We start from the raw sequence: 14758 nt of genomic DNA, 5'->3' as shown, positions 1-14758 counted from the left end.
CATGAGCGTCGCCTTTCCGCTCGTCGTTACGCTTGCCTGCGCGCCGTTTCCGGCACCTTGATCGCCAATCCCTTGATCACCGCGGGCCGCTTGCCAACGCGATCGAGCCAGCGCTCGACGTTTGGAAACTTCCCGCTGTCCTGCCCCAGGAGCCGCCACATCCGCGCCCAGGGAAACGTCGCGATGTCCGCAATCGAATAAGCGCCTGCCAGATACTCTCGGGTCTCAAGCCGTCGTTCCAAATCGCCAAACAGACGCGCAATCTCCGAGGTGTAGCGATCGATGACATAGGACATCCGCTCCGGCGCACGATGCCGGAAATGCTCGCACTCCATCGCCATCGGACCGAAACGCCCAACTTGCCAGAACAGCCATTGGTCGACATCTGCTTTCGTGCGCTCGTTCATCGGATAGAACGCGTCATACTTGCGGGCCAGATAGTGGAGGATCGCGCCAGACTCCGACAGCGCCAGCGGCTGACCGTCGGGCCCATCGGGATCGACAATCGCCGGAAGTGTCTCCTCCGATAGCCGGGCAGCAAAATGTGAGTTGAGCTGCGCGCCCGTTGCGTCGTCGGCAGACAGCACGCAGTACGGCGCAAGCAGCTCTTCGAGCATGATCGAAATCTGATACCCGTTCGGCGTCGGGCAAAAATACAATGCGATCGGCTCGTCTTGCCCTTCGTCCGGCATATCGCTCCTTACGGCACGAGAATGATGGATCCTGTCGTCGCCCTGCTGGCGAGCGCCCGATGGGCCTCAGCAGCTTCGCTAAGCGGATAGCGATGATTGACCGCGATCTGGACCTTTCCCGAAGACACCATCTCGAACAATTCAGCGGCGTTCGCTTCGAGATCTTCTCGTTTTTCCGTATATGCAAAAAGCGACGGACGCGTGGCAAAAAGTGAGCCTTTCAGGGCCGTTAGCTCGAATGGAGGCACCGGCCCGGAGGAGTTGCCGAAGGAAACCCATAGGCCTTTCGGCTTTAGGCAATCCAGCGACTGCGGAAATGTGTCCTTGCCGACGGAGTCATAGACGACATCGCACCCAGCGCCGTTCGTGATCTCCTTGACGCGCGCAACGAAGTCTTCTCGCTTCACATTGATCGCATGCGTTGCACCGTTGGCCTTCGCAAGCTCCGCTTTGGCGTCGGTGCTAACGGTCCCAATCACGGTTGCGCCAAGCGCACGCGCCCACTGGCACGCGATCAACCCAACGCCGCCCGCAGCTGCATGAAACAGAAGAACTGTCCCTGGACCGACGTTATACGTCTCACGCAGAAGATAACGGGCCGTCATACCTTGCAGCATCATCGCGGCGGCAGTCGCATAGTCGATCGCGTCAGGCAGCTTGACGAGCTTATCCACTGGCACACGTCGAACGGCAGCATAGGCCCCCGGCGCGCTCGCATACGCCACGCGATCCCCGATCTTGAACGCCTCGACGCCCGCGCCGGTGCCTATGACCTCTCCAGCTGCTTCCGAGCCGAGCACCGCAGGCAGAGACGGCAACTTGTAGAGGCCCGAACGCTGATAAATATCGATAAAATTGACCCCAACGGCATGCTGGCGAACAAGAACTTCGCCCACACCCGGCTCGCCGGTATCGACGTCCTCATAACGCAGTTCTTCTGGGCCGCCATAGTTATGAACGCGAATCGCGTACGCCATCGTCTCAGTCTCCAGTTCGTTCAAGTGTGTGATTGATGCCGCGCCTCAGCAAATCTCGCTAGGTGCAGGGCTCCATTCACCGGTCTGCCACGAGCCCGCCATTCTGCCTTTCTACCCGCATTGAAACAAAAGGATGGACCCACGTTTTGCAAATTCTGCGCTTTCCCTCGAACCTTCCCAAATTGACCGTCTTTCTTTTTGCGCTCGGTGCCGGCGCAGTGATGGCGGGATGCGGGGGAAACGAAGCCGCGCTCGGAGAGCAGGCTCGCGGCCTCAAGTGCGTGGATGATAGCAACGTCTGCATCAGCCAGCGTAAGATCGTCTACGATTCCTACATGGCCGATAAATCGCGCGCCTGGGTGAAACATCCCGCTGGCCCGCACGAATATGCGTCCGGCGTACGCCTCATGGCCTTCAACAAGAAGCGTGCAGAGCTTTCCTGCGACGAACTCGCCCACGCCAAAGCCGAAGCTGACCGCGGCCCGGCATCCCTTAAAAGCGGCGCCAATTCCGGACTGACTCCGGCGCAAATTGCGCGCGCTGGTATGCTTGCACGCGAAGTCTCGCGGGATCTCGGCCGCGAGTTCGCACGCCGATGCCGCTAGTCGAGGCTTGAATGATTCATAATGTTTCCCTATTTGCCCGGGCGGGGGCACGATGGGGCTGTCTCCGTCCTCTCCACAACTCTCCCGCATCGGAAGCCTTTCCATGAACGTGCAAGACTTCGTCGATGCCATTGTCATGTTTGTGCGCAATCACGAAGAATGGGCTGGCCCCATTGCGTTCTTCGTCGCCTTTCTGGAAAGCTTTTGCTTCCTGTCGATCCTATGGCCCGGAACCGCAATTCTGATCGGCATAGCGGCCCTTCTGGCGAAGAGCGGCGTCGAATTGAGCGTCCTATGGCCTGCAATCATCTGGGCGGGCGTCGGCGGCTCCTTGGGATACGCGATCTCTTACTGGATCGGGCTCTATTACAAGGAAGGCATCCGGGAACTCTGGCCGTTCAACAAGTATCCGGCCATGGTTGACCGTGGTCAGGTCTTTTTCGATCGCTGGGGCGCCGCTGGCGTCTTTCTGGGGCACTTCTTTGGCCCGGTACGCGCAATCATCCCTGTCATCGCAGGCGTTTACGCCGTTCCCCAATGGCAGTTTCAGATCGCCAATATCCTTTCCGCGTTCATTTGGGCCGCCGGTGTCATCGCACCCACGTATTTCGGGCTGAGCTACCTCCTGAACTGATGCGATTTCGCGCCCGCTTGCGTCGCGAGAAGCGATCCCGTAGAGGATCGGCTCCGAATATTGCGTCGGGACCCGGCGCGATCATGCTTCACCTATCATTTGCCAGGCAAATATCATGTCCAAGACGTCGCTGAAGAACACGCAGAAGCAGAAGAAGAAGGCCCGCCGCACCATTCCGCGTCCACCGCAGACGCGCATCCAGGGCAACACGCTCGCCGCCCGCACGCGCTTAAAGAAGCTCGCTGGCAAGGCACGCGCCAAGAAGGCAGCCACCGCCTAAGACGCGGACCCGATTGCACCGCAATCGCACGCCCGGCCAAAACACAGGACAGAGCGAGTGGTATGACCACCGCCGCCCTTTACCCGCCAACGGCAACGCCCTCCGCCCGGGCTTTGCCGCTATTGCCGTTTCTTGCGCGCTTCATCCGCAATCCTCTGCGCTCGCTTCCGCGCGCCGTCTACGATCAGCCGGTCGTCACCTACGGCCGCAAGCGGCCGCTCGTCGCCTGGGTAACCGATCCGGCCCTGATCGAGCGCATTCTACTTAGCGACGCCGAGAACTTCCCCAAGACCCGCCTTGACCGCCGCGTGCTGAAGCCCATCGTCGGAGAGGGCCTTCTTACGGCCGAAGGAGAAAGCTGGCGCTGGCAACGCAAACTCGCGAGCCCACTATTCCGCCGCTCCGAACTGCTGAACTATGTGCCCGTCATTCTCGAAGCCGCCCAACAGCGGACTGCAATCTGGCGCGCGGGCGGCGCCAATCGCTTAACCGCCATCGACAACGACATGACCGAGACGACGTTCTCCGTCATCACGCGCACCATTCTCGCAGGCATCGATGAGAGCGAAGCCGACGCCATAAAGGAAGCCGCCCGCGCGTATCTCGATCCGATCACCTGGGAAGTTGCAGCCTCATTACTGATGATCCCCGAAACGGCATGGCATCCGGGGAAACGGCGCATGCGCCAGGCTGCTGTACGCTCGCGCGCCGTTGTTGCGCGCCTGCTGGAAAAGCGGCGCCACGCTGGTAGTGCAGGTGACGATCTTGTTGCACGCCTGATAACAGCGCGCGATCCCGATACCGGCCTGCCGATGCCCGATGACATGATCGTCGACAATCTGACGACGTTTCTTCTCGCAGGGCACGAAACGACCGCCAAAGCACTCACCTGGTCGCTCTATCTCCTCGCGCGCGCGCCGGAGTGGCAAGACCGCCTGCGTGAGGAAATTCGCGGCGTGACGGGATCTGGCGCCATCACAGCCGAGACGATCGCTCAGCTTCCACTCACCGCTCGCTTCCTGAAGGAGTCGATGCGGCTCTATCCACCCGTACCGGTCATAACGCGCGTCACGAGCGACGATGTCGATATCGGCGGCAAGCATCTGCCAAAGCCGACCCTGATCGTCATTCCGATCTTCGCGCTCCATCGCCACAAGCTGCTTTGGTCCGATCCCGATCGTTTCGACCCCGATCGCTTCCTTCCTGAAAACGAGGCGAAACGTCCTCGCACGCAGTTCATGCCGTTCGGATACGGACCGCGCATCTGCATAGGCTCGGCGTTTGCGAACCTCGAAGCAATCACACTCCTTGCCGAATTCTTACGAACGACCAGCTTCGCGTGGGACGGCCGCCATGCGCCGGAACCCATTAGCCGCGTAACGCTCCGCCCAAAGGGTGGAATGCCGTTGCTGGTCAGCCCGCTTTAGCCTCGCGCTGGCGGCCTGAAAGTCGCCGACGCAATCGAAATGCCTTTAACGCATTCTTCATCGCGTCTTAGCGCCGAGCAAATTTCGCTTTGCAATTGCGATGGGTCGCGTGAGCAGGATCGAAAATTATCAGTGGTATGTTTTGTCGCAGATCAACCCTGCCTCCAAGGAGAGGCCCAATGACAGCGACAAAAGCAATTTACGTCATCGCAGCGATCGTACCCGGCGGACTCATACTGCTCGCGTGCATCGGCATTCTGCACGTCGTGCGCGTCGGCCTTCGTGAACACAAGGCACGCCGCCCGGCAGAAGCGCTAGCTTGACGCCTAGGCGAACACTCGCAGATCGGTCAGATCCCGAGCTTCGCCTTTAAGATCTCGTTGACGGCTGCCGGGTTCGCTTTTCCGCCCGTGGATTTCATCACCTGCCCCACGAACCAGCCGAGCATTGAGGGCTTCGCCTTCGCCTGCTCCACCTTTTCGGGGTTTGCCGCGATGATCTCGTCCACGGCCTTCTCGATCGCGCCAGTATCCGTCACCTGCTTCATGCCGCGATCTTCGACGATCTTCGCAGGATCGCCACCATCGGTCCAAACGATCTCGAAGAGATCCTTCGCGATCTTTCCGGAAATCGCATTCGAAGAGATGAGATCGACGATAGAGCCAAGCTGCGCCGCCGAGACGGGGCTAGCTTCGATCTCCTTGCCTTCCTTGTTGAGGCGGCCGAACAATTCGTTGATCACCCAGTTCGCCGCGAGCTTTCCGTCTCGCCCCTTGGCGACACTCTCGAAATAATCCGCAGACGACCGCTCGGCGACCAGAACATCCGAGTCATACGCCGATAGCCCAAACGCCTTCATGAAGCGCGTGCGCTTCTCATCCGGCAGTTCCGGCAAGCCCGACTTCAGTTCCTCGACATACGCCTCGGAAAATTCGAGCGGCAGCAAATCGGGATCTGGAAAATAGCGATAGTCGTGCGCTTCTTCCTTTGAGCGCATCGACCGCGTCTCACCCTTGGCGGCATCGAAGAGACGCGTCTCCTGATCGATCTTCCCACCATCCTCGATGATGTCGATCTGACGGCGCGCTTCCGTTTCGATCGCCTGACCGATGAAGCGGATCGAGTTCACGTTCTTGATTTCGCACCGCGTGCCAAGCCCATCACCCGGCTTCCGGACCGATACGTTGACGTCGGCACGGAGGTTGCCCTTCTCCATGTCGCCGTCACACGTTCCGAGATAGCGAAGGATCGTCCTGAGCTTCGTCACATACGCCTGCGCCTGCTTGGACGAACGGAGATCCGGCCGCGATACGATCTCCATCAGCGCCACGCCCGATCGATTGAGATCGACGTAGGAATAATCCGGATGTTGATCGTGCAGCGACTTACCCGCGTCCTGCTCGAGATGCAGTCGCTCGATCCCCACCTTCATTGTTTCGCCGTCAACGTCGATCTCGACCTCGCCCTCACCGACGATCGGCTGCTTGAACTGCGAAATCTGATAACCCTGCGGCAGATCGGGATAGAAATAATTCTTCCGGTCGAAAACGCTGCGATGGTTGATCTGCGCTTTGAGCCCAAGGCCCGTACGAATGGCCTGCGCCACGCACTCGCGATTGATGACGGGCAACATGCCGGGCATGGCCGCATCGACGAGCGAAACATGGCTGTTCGGCTCGGCGCCAAACGCGGTCGAAGCGCCGGAAAACAACTTCGCGTTGGAAGCCACCTGCGCATGAACTTCCATGCCGATCACGACTTCCCAGTCACCGGTTGCACCCGCGATGAGATTGTTCGGCTTCCCCTTGGCCGCCGTCTTCGTGGCACTCATATTCAGTTCTCCGGTCGTAACCGCGCCGATCGTTAGCGGCGCAGCGCGACTAATCCAAATTCGCTCAACGCTTCGACCAGTAACCGGCCGCCGCGTAAACATAGCCTGCGATCAACGAAACGATGAATGTTCCGGCGATAGACCGCCCAAGCGTCGGCGCATCCCAGATCTGGAAGAACGTCGCGATATAGAGCAATAAAGAACCAGCGGCTGCGCCGATGAACGCTGCAAGCAGAACCTTGTTCTTCGCATCCACACGCCGTCCCATCAAAAACGCGACGACGATCGTCGCTGGATTGAGCACGCCGTAGATCAGCACTTCGAGCAGCGGAACGTCGGGTTGGAGTTCAGGCGTCACTTTTCTCTCCCGTTCCGCGTTTGCCGGCGTCAAGCGCCTGCCGGATTTTCTCTTCTTCGAATTGGATGAACCAACCGATCATGTTGCGCCACTGCGCGCCAACCATCTCGATCATTTCCGGCGGCATATTCTTTTCTTGCGCGCGGGTTTTCACGCGATCAATCACTTGCTGAATGCGCCAATTCACAACGGCGCCTTCCTCGGAAGTCATTTTGAGCTGCCACGCGCGATCGACATAGCCGAAGCGCTCAGCAATGAGATCGACAAGCGAAGCGTCAATACGATCGATCTCACTTCTCACTTGGGACATGTCTGCACATTCCCACGGCCGTTTGGGATCCATTTTTTCAGCCCTTTTTCCACCACGCGTCCGGAGCCTTGAAGCGCCCTGCCGCGTCCTCGATCACCTGCGCTGTTCGAAACAGCGTTTCTTCGTCGAATGGCTTGCCGATCAACTGCAGCCCGAGTGGCGTCCCCTCGGACGAAAGGCCTGCAGGCACAGACATGCCCGGAAGCCCCGCCATGTTTACAGTCACCGTAAAAATGTCTTCCAGATACATCGCCAACGGATCGCCGGTCTTCTCTCCCTGCGCGAACGCGGGCGACGGCGTCGTCGGTGTCAGAACGACGTCAACGCTGTTCCAAGCCTCGTCGAAATCCCGCTTGATCAGCGAACGAACCTTCTGCGCCTTCAGGTAGTAGGCGTCGTAATATCCGGCCGAAAGAACGTAGGTGCCGATCAGGATGCGGCGGCGCACTTCCTTGCCGAAACCAGCAGCACGCGTCTTCTCGTAGGTGTCGGTGAGATTATCGCCCGCGACGCGCAGCCCGTACCGCATGCCATCATAACGCGCGAGGTTCGACGATGCCTCCGCCGGTGCCACGATATAGTAGGCAGGCAGCGCATACTTCGTGTGCGGAAGAGAAATCTCGTGCACCGTCGCGCCCGCTGCCTTCAACCACGCAACGCCGTCGTCCCAAAGCTTCTCGGTCTCTTTCGACATGCCCTCGACGCGGTATTCCTTGGGAATGCCAACCCGAAGACCTTTTACACCCCGGCCGATAGCCTTCTCATAATCGGGGACCGGCGCATCGACGGACGTCGTATCCTTGAGATCATGGCTGGCCATCGTCTTCAGCATGATCGCGGCGTCACGCACGGTCTTGGCGATCGGGCCCGCCTGATCGAGCGACGAGGCAAACGCAACAATTCCCCAGCGCGAGCAGCGGCCGTACGTCGGCTTGATCCCAACCGTACCCGTCAGCGCGGCGGGCTGGCGAATGGAGCCGCCCGTATCCGTCGCTGTCGCAGCGAGACAGAGATCAGCCGCAACCGCCGCTGACGAACCACCCGACGAACCACCCGGAACCAGCTTCGCATCGGACGGCTTGCCGTCCTTCTCGTTGCGCCGCCACGGATTGACGACGTTGCCGAAGGCACTCGTCTCGTTCGACGAACCCATCGCGAATTCATCGTTGTTGAGCTTGCCGAGCATCACCGCCCCGGCATCCCACAAATTCTGACCGACAGTCGATTCATACGTCGGCTTGAAATCGCCGAGAATTTTTGAGCACGCCGTCGTGCGGATACCCTTCGTGCAGAAGAGATCCTTATTGCCTAATGGCAATCCTTCGAGCGGACGCGCTGTTCCGTTGGCGATGCGAGCATCGCTCTCCTTGGCCTGCGCGCGCGCATGTTCCGGCGTGACGAGCACGTAAGCGTTGAGGGCTTGATTGCCGCTGTCTATCGACGCCAGAAAGGCATCGGTCAGTTCAACTGCTGAGAAAGATTTCTTTTCGAGGCCGTCCCGCGCCTCCGCAATCGTGAGCTTGGTAAGATCCGTCACCGTTCGACTTTCCCCTTCAGCGCTGTGCAGCGCTCATAAACAAGGTACTCACCGCCACCCGCAACATCGATGCGATTGGCATCAAGGCGCGTAAACGTGACGGTTTCCTCGTACTCTTCCGCGCCTTCCGAGCAATCCATTTTGGCTTCGAAGACGTTCGGCTTGACTGTCTTCACCGAAGTGAATTTGCAGCCGCCCTCCCAGCTCCCCGTCCCCTCGCGCGTGAGCGTGAGCGGATAGCTCGCGATGTTCGGGCTCGCATCCCCTTTTTCGATCGCCAAGAGCTTCGCGCAGCCCGTCGTCGGCGAGTACATTCCCTCACCGACGAAGGCTCCCAAATCCGCTTCGTCTTGCGCGCGCACACCAACCGTCGCGAGACAAATGCCGAGAGCAAAGACTGCAACTCGAAGCATGGTCTCTACTCCACGACCTTCGGCACGACGAAATAGTGGTCTTCGGCAAGCGGCGCATTCGCGGTCACGGCATCGGCAATCTCGCCGTCCGTCACCACGTCCTCACGCATTTCGAGCGGTTGCGCGACGACGCGGGTCATCGGCTCGACGGCGCTCGTATCGACCTCGTCGAGTTGCTTCACCCAATCGAGAATGCCCGAAAGCTCCGTCTCGAGCCCCTTCGCCTCCGCATCGCTGACCTTGATGCGGGCAAGGCGCGCAATTCGGTGGACGGTCGCTTCGTCGACCTGCATGGAAAATCCTTTTGAAAAAGGCCGCTAGGCTTTGCGGAGCACTCTTACCCGTCCCGACCGTCTTGATGCAACCGGCCGCGAAGCCGCTATGGAGATCACCGGCGGACAGGGCTGCTTTATCGTGTGAAAACCCGAGAATTGCTGCTAGTCGGAGGCCATGCGTTACCCACACCCCGCTTTTGCCGCCTGCCCGGCTGGAACCGATGACTGAGACAGCCCAACCCAATGCCCCCGGCCCGACCACCGAAGATCCGGCGGCATTCCTCGCCGCAGGCGCCGGGCGCGGTCGCTTGATCGGCATCGACGCGGGCACCAAAACGCTGGGCCTGGCGCTGTCAGACGTGAATCGCACCATCGCTTCCCCGATGGAAACGATCCGTCGCACCAAATTTACCGCTGATGCCACCCGTCTGCTGGGTCTTGCCGCCGAACACGCCGTAACCGGCCTCGTGCTAGGCCTGCCGCGCAACCTAGACGGCACCGAAGGCCCCCGCGCCCAGGCAACCCGGGCCTTGGCGCGCAACCTCAACAAGCTCTCTCCGCTACCGATCCTGCTTTGGGACGAACGGCTGACGACGGCCGAGGCCGAGCGCATGCTGATCGCCGCGGATCAGAGCCGCAAACGCCGCGGCGAAGTCATCGACAAGCTCGCCGCCACAATAATTCTGCAAAGTGCCGTCGATCGCCTTGGCCGCGCAGGATGAAATGTAGCTGCCAAGTATCTCTCCGTTAAGGGCATTTCGATAGACGGCGGCACCAGACTTGCGGCACTGCCGGACTCTCCCTATAGAGACACCTTTAATGACCTCGAAATCGAACGCGAACACGCTGAAGAATTTTCCGCGACGCCATTTGCTGACTTGCGAAGGGCTATCGGCGGAAGAAATCAATTTTCTTCTGGGCCTTGCCGATAAGGCCGCCGATCACATTCGGCGTGGCGGGCGCAAGCGCGATGTCCTCGCGGGCCGCACCCTCATCAATCTCTTCTTTGAATCGTCGACGCGCACCCAGGCCTCTTTCGAGATGGCTGGCAAGCATCTGAGCGCCGACGTGATGAACATGAACGTCGCGACGTCGTCCGTCACCAAGGGCGAAACGCTGATCGATACCGCGGTGACGCTCAATGCGATGCGCCCCGATATCATTGTCGTCCGCCACCATGCGGCGGGCGCCGTCGAACTCCTGTCGCAGAAGGTCGACTGCTCCGTCATCAACGCCGGCGATGGCGCGCATCAACATCCAACGCAAGCTCTGCTGGACGCGCTGACGATTCGCCGCGCCAAGGGTCGTGTTGCAGGCCTTACCGTCGCGATCTGCGGTGACATTCTTCATTCGCGCGTGGCCCGCTCCAATATCAACGTCTTGAACGCACTTGGAGCGCGTGTCCGCCTGATCGCCCCATCAACGCTGCTGCCATCGTCGCCCGAACGTCTCGGCTGCGAAGTCTTCACCGATATGTGGAAAGGCCTCGAAGGCGCGGACGTCGTCATGATGCTGCGCCTGCAGCGCGAGCGAATGGACGCCTCCTACGTGCCGTCCAGCCGCGAATTTTTCCACTTCTTCGGCCTCGACCATGAAAAGCTCGCTCGAGCCAAGCCTGATGCTCTCGTCATGCACCCCGGCCCGATGAACCGCGGCGTCGAGATCGCGTCAACCGTCGCCGATCATTCGCGCAGCGTCATACGCGAGCAGGTCGAAATGGGCGTTGCGGTTCGCATGGCCGTCCTTGAAGCACTCTCGGCGCATCTCGCAAGTTTCGAGGAGCAAGCGCCATGAGCAAGGCGATCGAAAAACCAAAGAACGTCGGCAAAGCGACCGTTTTCATCAATGCGCGCGTCATCGATCCGGCCTCGCGCCGCGACGAACCTGGCGGGCTTCTCGTCAAGGATGGCCTGATCGCGGATGTCGGCAGCCACCTGCGCCGCAACGCACCCGACGGCGCAACCGTCATCGATTGCAAGGGCCATGTCCTCGCGCCGGGTTTGATTGACGCGCAGGTGTTCACCGGAGAACCGGGATACGAGCACCGCGAAACGCTCAAGACCGCCAGCCACGCAGCGGCAGCGGGCGGCATCACAACCATCGTCGTGATGCCGGACACCAATCCGGTGATCGATCAGGTTGCTCTCGTCGATTTCATCCAGCGTCGCGCCCGCGACAACGCTCTCGTCCATGTCCACACCATGGCGGCCCTGACGAAGGGACTGAAGGGCGAAGAGATGACCGAAATCGGCCTCTTGAAACGCGCAGGCGCCATCGCATTCTCGAACGGCAAGGGCAGCGTCGCCAACACCCGCGTCATGCGAAACGCGCTGAACTACGCCAAGGATTTCAACGCGCTCGTCGTCCACCACACGGAAGACACGTATTTATCCGGCAGCGGCGCGATGAACTCTGGCGAAGTCGCGTCTCGCCTTGGCCTCCCCGGCACATCGAAGCTCGCCGAAACCATCATGCTGGAACGAGACGTCCGCCTCGTCGAAATGACGGGCGGCCGCTACCACGCGGCAACGATCAGCTGCGCCGAAAGCGTTGACGTCGTGCGCAATGCGAAGGCCCGAAAACTGCCGGTCACTTGCGGCGTCTCGATCAATCATCTGACGCTCAACGAGAACGACATTGGCCCCTATCGCACCTTCCTCAAAGTGCGCCCGCCGTTGCGCCGCGAAGAAGATCGCGTTGCAATGGTGAAGGGCCTCGCCAATGGCGACATCGACATCGTTGTTTCAAGTCATGATCCTCAGGACGCGGATACGAAACGACGGCCCTTCTCCGAAGCGGCCGATGGCGCAAACGGATTGGAAACGCTGCTGTCAGCCGCCCTACGCCTCGTCCATTCCGGCGACATAACGCTGGCAGCCATGCTGAAGGCGCTGACGATCAATCCCGCGCGCCTTCTCGGACTTCATAGTGGCCGCATCTCAAAGGGCGCCGTTGCCGATCTCGTGCTTTTCGATCCGGGCGAGCCCTGGGTCGTCAACAAGGATCTGCTGCGGTCGCGCTCTAAGAACACGCCGTTCGACGAAGCCAAAATGCAGGGTCGGGTTCTAAGAACGATGGTTGCCGGCGAAACGGTCTATGAATACGCTGGCGTAGAGCGCACCTGATCGCGCACCGGCCCAGCGAACCACGGACAACTGCAACGCATGGATCTTTCATCCCCGCTACTGCTTGCGCTGCCGCTCGCCGAACCGGTGCATTTGCTCTTCGCGGCATTCGTCCTTGGCTATCTGTTGGGCTCGATTCCCTTCGGTCTGCTGCTCACGCGGGCGTCCGGCCTGGGTGACGTTCGTCAAATCGGCTCAGGGAATATCGGCGCCACGAACGTACTGCGCACAGGCCGCAAAGGTCTCGCCGCAGCGACGCTCATACTGGATGGCCTGAAGGGCACCGCAGCCGTTCTGTTGGCGGACCATTTCTTCGGAACGAACGCCGCAATGATCGCGGGCCTCGGCGCGCTTCTCGGCCACATATTTCCCATTTGGCTTGGCTTCAAAGGAGGCAAAGGCGTCGCGACCTATCTCGGCGTCCTGTTCGGTGTCGCTTGGCAATCCGCAATCGTGTTTGCCTTGATCTGGATCGCCGTGGCCGTCGTCTCGCGCATTTCTTCTGCAGCGGCTGTTGCCGCGATCGTCGCAACGCCCTTCGTCGTCTGGACGCTTGGACTGGAAGATTTTGCGATCCTCGCTGCCGTGATGAGCATCATTGTTCTTCTGAAGCACCATGCAAATATCCGGCGCCTGCTGGCGGGAGAGGAGCCGCGGATCGGTGCCAAAACCTGAGCAACCGGAACTCTTCACGCCTGCGCCATTGCCGTTCGCAAAACTCTCTGACGCGGAGCGGCTTTCCTGTCTCCGGCTCATTCGTTCGGAAAACGTCGGCCCGGTCACGTTTCGCGAGTTGATCAATCACTTCGGCGGCGCGACACAGGCATTGAACGCATTGCCCGAGTTGTCCCGCAGAGGCGGAAGCGGACGAACGATCCGCCTCTGCTCCGTAGCGGATGCCGAACGCGAATTGGACGCCGCAAGCCGCGTCGGAGCAACGCCGGTTTTCACGATCGAGCCAAACTATCCGGCCATGCTCGCAAGCATCGAAGCACCACCCCCGCTCGTTTATCTCAAAGGGCGGACAGACATTTTTAGCCGGCCCGCCGTTGCGATTGTCGGCTCGCGACAGTGCTCAGCCGCAGGCGTCGAACTTGCCCGTCGGTTTTCCCACACATTGAGTAACGCGGGCTTCGTCGTGGTTTCAGGCCTGGCCCGAGGGATTGATCGGGCAGCACACGATGCCGCGCTCAAGCGCGGAACTGTAGCGGTGCTGGCGGGCGGCATAGACTGGATCTATCCCCCCGAACACGCCGCGCTCCAGCAACAGATCGGCGAAGAAGGCTGCCTCATCACAGAGCGACCGCCGGGCATCCAGGCGCGGGCCGCTGATTTCCCGCGCCGTAACCGGATCATCGCCGGGCTTGTTTACGGCGTCGTCGTAATCGAGGCCGCGATGCGTTCCGGCACGCTGGTGACGGCGCGCTACGCCAATGAGTTGGGCCGCGAGGTGTTCGCACTGCCAAGCCATCCACTTGATCCCCGTGGGGAAGGCACAAACCGCCTCATCAAGCAGGGCGCAACGATGGTGACCGATCCCCAGGAAGTCGTCGACATGCTTCAGCCGATGATCGACATCGATGACCTGCTGCATCCCGAACCTGAACCAGCCCCCTCGGCCCGACATTCAGAGGATCTCTCGGCTGAACCACATGCGACACGCCCAACGCTCCCTCAGCAGACGACAGTCAAACCCGTCAAATCCACCTCGACAACCGCCCCACGTGCCGCAATGACCGGCCCTGAGGAGCTGACCGCCGTCCTGGCCGCGCTTGGCCCAGCGCCCGTCGCGATAGACGCTCTGGCGCGCGCTGTCGGCCTCCCAGCTCAGCGGGTCCAGGCCGTTTTGCTCGAACTCGATCTCGCCGGACGCATCGTCCGCCAGGGGCAAGGACTGATCGCGCTACGGACCGCAAACGAGGAACTGTAGCGGTCATCCGGACGTCGCCCGAGCGAATCGCTAATCGCCTCCACCCGCGACCACGCCAGCAGACCACCGCTACTCTGGCTGTATGTCAGCCCCGCTTTGACAGGACACCGCTATAGCCGCGCGCGACGGCCCTCAGGCTCGCTTGAGAGGTCTGAACCGCAGAAGGTCTTTCAATTTTCCCGTGTGTGCTCATCTTATTGGCGAACCGGGCGATGAAAGAACAACTCCCATTGGTTGAGATGATATAAAAACATAACCGAAAGTAGAAACCATACCCCATTTGACACCAATGCGGCGATCAACCATGTTCCCGCCCCACCGCCCAGCCCCAGATGTATGCGGTTTTCCGCCCGGCGCTTGTTAG

Annotated in this window: 18 protein-coding genes; 10 read left to right on the top strand and 8 right to left on the bottom strand. The window is 60.4% G+C overall.

All coding sequences use genetic code 11. From position 1 onward, the window contains the following. Window positions 1–26 precede the first annotated feature (26 nt). Both DLM45_RS13030 and DLM45_RS13025 read right to left on the bottom strand, forming a co-directional pair. Window positions 27–692: a glutathione binding-like protein gene (locus tag DLM45_RS13030; RefSeq protein ID WP_181337517.1), complete on the bottom strand. Its 666-nt coding sequence runs from the start codon at window positions 690–692 to the stop codon at window positions 27–29. A gap of 8 nt (window positions 693–700) precedes the next feature. Then, window positions 701–1669 (bottom strand): quinone oxidoreductase family protein, encoded by a 969-nt coding sequence (locus tag DLM45_RS13025; protein ID WP_181337516.1) that lies wholly within the window; start codon window positions 1667–1669, stop codon window positions 701–703. A 182-nt stretch (window positions 1670–1851) separates the two neighbouring features. On the opposite strand from DLM45_RS13025, the gene DLM45_RS13020 reads away from it, so the two are divergent. The 5 genes from DLM45_RS13020 to DLM45_RS13000 all read left to right on the top strand — a co-directional run bounded on the left by DLM45_RS13020 (window position 1852) and on the right by DLM45_RS13000 (window position 4938). Then, window positions 1852–2274, top strand: a complete 423-nt coding sequence (locus tag DLM45_RS13020) for a hypothetical protein (RefSeq protein ID WP_246317380.1) — start codon at window positions 1852–1854, stop codon at window positions 2272–2274. A gap of 103 nt (window positions 2275–2377) precedes the next feature. Beyond that, window positions 2378–2908, top strand: coding sequence for a DedA family protein (locus DLM45_RS13015; RefSeq protein WP_181337515.1), 531 nt, complete (start codon window positions 2378–2380; stop codon window positions 2906–2908). Window positions 2909–3023: 115 nt separating this feature from the next. Then, on the top strand, window positions 3024–3188 hold the full coding sequence (locus DLM45_RS13010) for a hypothetical protein (protein ID WP_181337514.1): 165 nt from the start codon (window positions 3024–3026) through the stop codon (window positions 3186–3188). 62 nt (window positions 3189–3250) lie between these two features. Continuing rightward, complete coding sequence (locus DLM45_RS13005; RefSeq protein WP_181337513.1) at window positions 3251–4615, top strand: cytochrome P450; 1365 nt, start codon at window positions 3251–3253, stop codon at window positions 4613–4615. Window positions 4616–4794: 179 nt separating this feature from the next. Beyond that, window positions 4795–4938 (top strand): hypothetical protein, encoded by a 144-nt coding sequence (locus DLM45_RS13000; RefSeq protein WP_181337512.1) that lies wholly within the window; start codon window positions 4795–4797, stop codon window positions 4936–4938. 26 nt (window positions 4939–4964) lie between these two features. On the opposite strand, the gene gatB is transcribed toward DLM45_RS13000, so the two are convergent. The 6 genes from gatB to gatC all read right to left on the bottom strand — a co-directional run bounded on the left by gatB (window position 4965) and on the right by gatC (window position 9357). Next, entirely contained in the window at window positions 4965–6446 is a 1482-nt protein-coding gene (gene gatB / locus DLM45_RS12995; protein WP_181337511.1) for an Asp-tRNA(Asn)/Glu-tRNA(Gln) amidotransferase subunit GatB, read from the bottom strand. A 64-nt stretch (window positions 6447–6510) separates the two neighbouring features. Continuing rightward, window positions 6511–6804, bottom strand: coding sequence for a hypothetical protein (locus DLM45_RS12990; RefSeq protein ID WP_181337510.1), 294 nt, complete (start codon window positions 6802–6804; stop codon window positions 6511–6513). Further along, window positions 6794–7114, bottom strand: coding sequence for a chorismate mutase (locus DLM45_RS12985; RefSeq protein WP_246317379.1), 321 nt, complete (start codon window positions 7112–7114; stop codon window positions 6794–6796). Before DLM45_RS12985 ends, DLM45_RS12990 begins: the two co-directional genes overlap by 11 nt. Window positions 7115–7151: 37 nt before the next feature. After that, window positions 7152–8651, bottom strand: a complete 1500-nt coding sequence (gatA, locus tag DLM45_RS12980) for an Asp-tRNA(Asn)/Glu-tRNA(Gln) amidotransferase subunit GatA (protein WP_181337508.1) — start codon at window positions 8649–8651, stop codon at window positions 7152–7154. Further along, window positions 8648–9064 carry a hypothetical protein gene (locus DLM45_RS12975; RefSeq protein WP_181337507.1) on the bottom strand — a complete coding sequence of 139 codons (417 nt, stop codon included), beginning with the start codon at window positions 9062–9064 and terminating at the stop codon, window positions 8648–8650. Before DLM45_RS12975 ends, gatA begins: the two co-directional genes overlap by 4 nt. Before the next feature lie 5 nt (window positions 9065–9069). Then, window positions 9070–9357, bottom strand: a complete 288-nt coding sequence (gene gatC, locus DLM45_RS12970; protein WP_181337506.1) for an Asp-tRNA(Asn)/Glu-tRNA(Gln) amidotransferase subunit GatC — start codon at window positions 9355–9357, stop codon at window positions 9070–9072. Window positions 9358–9560: 203 nt separating this feature from the next. On the opposite strand from gatC, the gene ruvX reads away from it, so the two are divergent. From ruvX to dprA, 5 genes are all read left to right on the top strand, one after another. Next, window positions 9561–10061: a Holliday junction resolvase RuvX gene (ruvX, locus tag DLM45_RS12965; protein ID WP_181337505.1), complete on the top strand. Its 501-nt coding sequence runs from the start codon at window positions 9561–9563 to the stop codon at window positions 10059–10061. Between the two features lie 97 nt (window positions 10062–10158). Then, complete coding sequence (locus DLM45_RS12960; protein WP_181337504.1) at window positions 10159–11133, top strand: aspartate carbamoyltransferase catalytic subunit; 975 nt, start codon at window positions 10159–10161, stop codon at window positions 11131–11133. Next, window positions 11130–12464: a dihydroorotase gene (locus DLM45_RS12955; protein WP_181337503.1), complete on the top strand. Its 1335-nt coding sequence runs from the start codon at window positions 11130–11132 to the stop codon at window positions 12462–12464. Before DLM45_RS12960 ends, DLM45_RS12955 begins: the two co-directional genes overlap by 4 nt. Before the next feature lie 39 nt (window positions 12465–12503). After that, on the top strand, window positions 12504–13139 hold the full coding sequence (gene plsY / locus DLM45_RS12950) for a glycerol-3-phosphate 1-O-acyltransferase PlsY (protein WP_181337502.1): 636 nt from the start codon (window positions 12504–12506) through the stop codon (window positions 13137–13139). Next, window positions 13126–14394: a DNA-processing protein DprA gene (dprA, locus tag DLM45_RS12945; protein WP_343062301.1), complete on the top strand. Its 1269-nt coding sequence runs from the start codon at window positions 13126–13128 to the stop codon at window positions 14392–14394. Before plsY ends, dprA begins: the two co-directional genes overlap by 14 nt. Window positions 14395–14758: the final 364 nt, after the last annotated feature.

The sequence above is a fragment of the Hyphomicrobium methylovorum genome, assembly GCF_013626205.1.
Lineage (GTDB): Bacteria > Pseudomonadota > Alphaproteobacteria > Rhizobiales > Hyphomicrobiaceae > Hyphomicrobium_B > Hyphomicrobium_B methylovorum.
Note: the sequence above shows the minus strand (reverse complement) of the source record. Positions and strands in the feature narration are given on the sequence as shown.